Source organism: Nocardia sp. NPDC060220 (genome assembly GCF_042727815.1).
In the GTDB taxonomy this organism is placed as follows: domain Bacteria; phylum Actinomycetota; class Actinomycetes; order Mycobacteriales; family Mycobacteriaceae; genus Nocardia.
Genome location: NZ_JBHWZY010000729.1, coordinates 1 through 3,559 on the forward strand (window position 1 = coordinate 1; position 3,559 = coordinate 3,559).

Genomic DNA, 3,559 nt, shown 5'->3' on the forward strand with positions numbered 1-3,559 from the left:
ATTACAGGCGTTCCTTTCGAATCCAGGTCAGACGGTCGGCTTGGTGGGCTCGTAAGCCAACGATGACCCGCCGGCGAGGAAACCGAGAATCTGGGCGATGAGCGCCGTGGTGGCTTCATCCATGAGGACGTTCCTTTCGAACTACACGACGATCGAGCCGTCGACAAACCGCTACTACCCGGCATTCCGGGGACGGTGAGGCGAATGTTACCCACGGCTGTTTCACTTCGTGGCGCTTTCGGAAAGTCCCTGCCGGAACGTCTCGAAAAGGACGGTAGCCCGGCTCAGCGCAGCGCGGCCGCCTTTCGCGCCAACCGCTTGGCCGCGGTCGTCTCCGCCGGTGCCTTCTTCGCCGGGGCGGCTTTCTTCGCCGCCTTCTTCGCGGCGGGCTTCTTCGGCGCCGGCGCTGCCAGCACCTCCTTCAGGAACTGACCGGTGTAGCTGTCCGACACCCCGGCGATATCCTCCGGCGTGCCGGTGGCGACCACCGTACCGCCGCCGGAACCGCCCTCGGGGCCCATGTCGATGACCCAGTCGGCGGTCTTGATGACGTCGAGGTTGTGCTCGATGACGATCACCGTGTTGCCCTTGTCGACCAGTCCGTTGATCACCTTGAGCAGTTTGCGGATGTCCTCGAAGTGCAGGCCGGTGGTCGGCTCGTCGAGGATGTAGACCGTCCGGCCCATGGACCGTTTCTGCAGCTCGGCGGCCAGCTTCACGCGCTGCGCCTCACCGCCGGACAGGGTCGGCGCGCTCTGGCCCAGCCGCACGTAACCCAGGCCGACCTCGACGAGGGTCTTGAGATAGCGGTGGATCGAGGTGATCGCCTCGAAGAAGTCGGCCGCCTCGTCGATCGGCATGTCGAGGACTTCGGCGATGGTCTTGCCCTTGTAGTGCACCTCGAGGGTTTCCCGGTTGTACCGAGCGCCGTGGCAGACCTCGCACGGGACGTACACATCGGGCAGGAAGTTCATCTCGATCTTGAGCGTGCCGTCGCCCGAGCAGGCTTCGCAGCGCCCGCCCTTGACATTGAACGAGAACCGCCCGGGCTGATAGCCGCGCACCTTGGCCTCGGTGGTGGAGGCGAACAGGGTGCGGATCTTGTCGAAGACGCCGGTGTAGGTGGCCGGGTTCGAGCGCGGGGTGCGCCCGATCGGCGACTGATCGACCTGCACCAGCTTGTCGAGGTTGTCGAGGCCGTTGATCCTGGTGTGCCGGCCCGGCACCTGGCGGGCACCGTTGAGCTTGTTCGCGAGAACGGTGGCCAGGATGTCGTTGACCAGGGTCGACTTGCCCGAACCGGAGACACCGGTGACCGCGGTGAGTACACCCAGCGGGAACGCCACGTCGACATTGCGCAAATTGTGTTCGGTGGCGCCCACGACGGCGAGCTTGCGCTTCTTGTCGATCGCGCGCCGCACCAGCGGCAGCTCGATCTGCTCGCGGCCGGAAAGATAAGCGCCGGTGAGCGATTCGGGCTCGGTCAGCAGCTCCTCATAGGGGCCGCTGTGCACCACGCGACCACCGTGCTCGCCCGCGAGGGGGCCGATGTCGACCACCCAGTCCGAGGCGCGGATGGTGTCCTCGTCGTGCTCGACGACGATCAGCGTGTTGCCCAGTTTCTTCAACCGCAGCAGCGTCTCGATGAGCCTGCGGTTGTCGCGCTGGTGCAGACCGATCGACGGCTCGTCGAGAACATAGAGGACACCGACCAGACCGGAACCGATCTGGGTGGCCAGCCGGATGCGCTGGGCCTCACCGCCGGACAAAGTCGCGGCCGCCCGCGACAGCGTCAGGTACTCCAGGCCGACGTCGAGCAGGAAGCCGAGCCGGGCCTGGATCTCCTTGAGCACCTGTCCGGCGATCGCGGTCTCGCGCTCCCCCAGCGTGAGCGCGTTCAGGAAGTGCGCGCAGTCGCCGATGGACAGTTCACTGACCTCGGCGATCGACTTGTCGGTGCCGTCCGAGGCCAGGGTGACGGCCAGGATCTCCGGGCGCAGCCGGGAACCGTTGCAGACCGGGCACGCCACATCGCGCATGTACCCGTCGTAGTGCTCTTTCATCTGCTCGGACTCGGTGTTCTCCATGCGCCGCTGCAGGAACGGCATCACGCCTTCGAAATCGGCGTAATAGGAACGCTTGCGCCCGTAGCGGTTGGTGTAGGACACGTGCACCTGGTCGGAGCTGCCTTCCAGCACCGCCTTGCGGGCCTTCGCGGGCAGATCGCGCCACGGGGTGTCCATCGAGAAGCCGACCGCCTCGGCCAGCCCGGAGAGCAACCGGTTGAAGTACTCGGCGGTCTGCCCGCGCGACCACGGGGCGATCGCGCCGTCGGCCAGGCTCAGGTCGGGGTCGGGCACCACCAGTTCCGGATCGACTTCCTTGCGGATGCCGAGGCCGGTGCAGTCGGGGCAGGCGCCGTAGGGCGAGTTGAAGGAGAACGAACGGGGCTCGAGGTCCTCGATGTCGAGGGGGTGGCCGTTGGGGCAGGCCAGACGTTCGGAGAAGCGGCGCTCCCGGTCGTGGGCGTGCTCGTCGCGGTCGACGAAATCGAGCACCACGATGCCGTCGGCCAGGCGCAGCGCGGTCTCGATCGAGTCGGTGAGGCGCTGCTTGGAGGCGGCCTTGACCGAGAGGCGGTCGACGACCACCTCGACGTCGTGCTTCTCCTGCTTCTTCAGCTTCGGCGGATCGGTGAGCGGGTACACCACGCCGTCGACCCGCACGCGCGAGTAACCCTGGGTCTTGAGCTGGTCGAACAGGTCGACGAACTCGCCCTTGCGGGTGCGCGCCACAGGCGCCAGCACCTGGAACTTGAGGCCGTCGTCCATCGCGAGTACCTGGTCGACGATCTGCTGCGGGCTCTGCTTTTCGATCAGCTCGTGGCAGACCGGGCAGTGCGGCGTGCCCGCGCGAGCGTAGAGCAGGCGCAGGTAGTCGTAGACCTCGGTGATGGTGCCGACCGTGGACCGCGGGTTGCGGTTGGTCGACTTCTGGTCGATCGACACCGCGGGCGAGAGCCCCTCGATGAAGTCGACATCCGGCTTGTCCATCTGCCCGAGGAACTGACGCGCGTAGGCCGACAGCGATTCGACGTAGCGACGCTGTCCCTCGGCGAAGATCGTGTCGAACGCCAAGCTCGACTTCCCGGAACCGGACAGACCGGTGAACACGATCAGGCTGTCGCGCGGCAAATCCAGGTCTACACCTTTCAGGTTGTGTTCCCGAGCTCCGCGCACAGTGAGGCGTTCCGCCACCTGGTGAATCCCTTCTCCATCGTCATCCGCCGACCGGACATATTCCCCCGTCGTCAATGCTAGGCCGGGGGTCCGACAAGTTTCGGTCCGCAGGCGAGCGTCCCCGTCGACCCAGGGCTCTGCGCAGGGGGCGTGACATTTCTCGTTCGCCGACAGGCCCCACGACCGAGATACGCGGATTATGTTGGACCACAAGGGGGGATCGCTCGACATGATGAAGGAGCCGGCGTGCTCGAGGTGTTCCTGGTCGACGACCACGAGATCGTGCGGCGAGGGTTGATCGACCTGCTGGAAGGTGATCC

Annotated in this window: 1 protein-coding gene and 1 pseudogene; one reads left to right on the forward strand and one right to left on the reverse strand. The window is 66.0% G+C overall.

Translation table 11 applies throughout. The features are described 5' to 3' along the window. Positions 1-284: 284 nt before the first annotated feature. Positions 285-3,257 carry an excinuclease ABC subunit UvrA gene (gene uvrA, locus ACFWF3_RS28570; protein ID WP_379316591.1) on the reverse strand — a complete coding sequence of 991 codons (2,973 nt, stop codon included), beginning with the start codon at positions 3,255-3,257 and terminating at the stop codon, positions 285-287. Positions 3,258-3,485: 228 nt separating this feature from the next. Between uvrA and ACFWF3_RS28575 the strand changes: the two are divergent. After that, positions 3,486-3,559 (forward strand): annotated as a pseudogene (locus ACFWF3_RS28575) (DNA-binding response regulator); the annotation flags it as partial.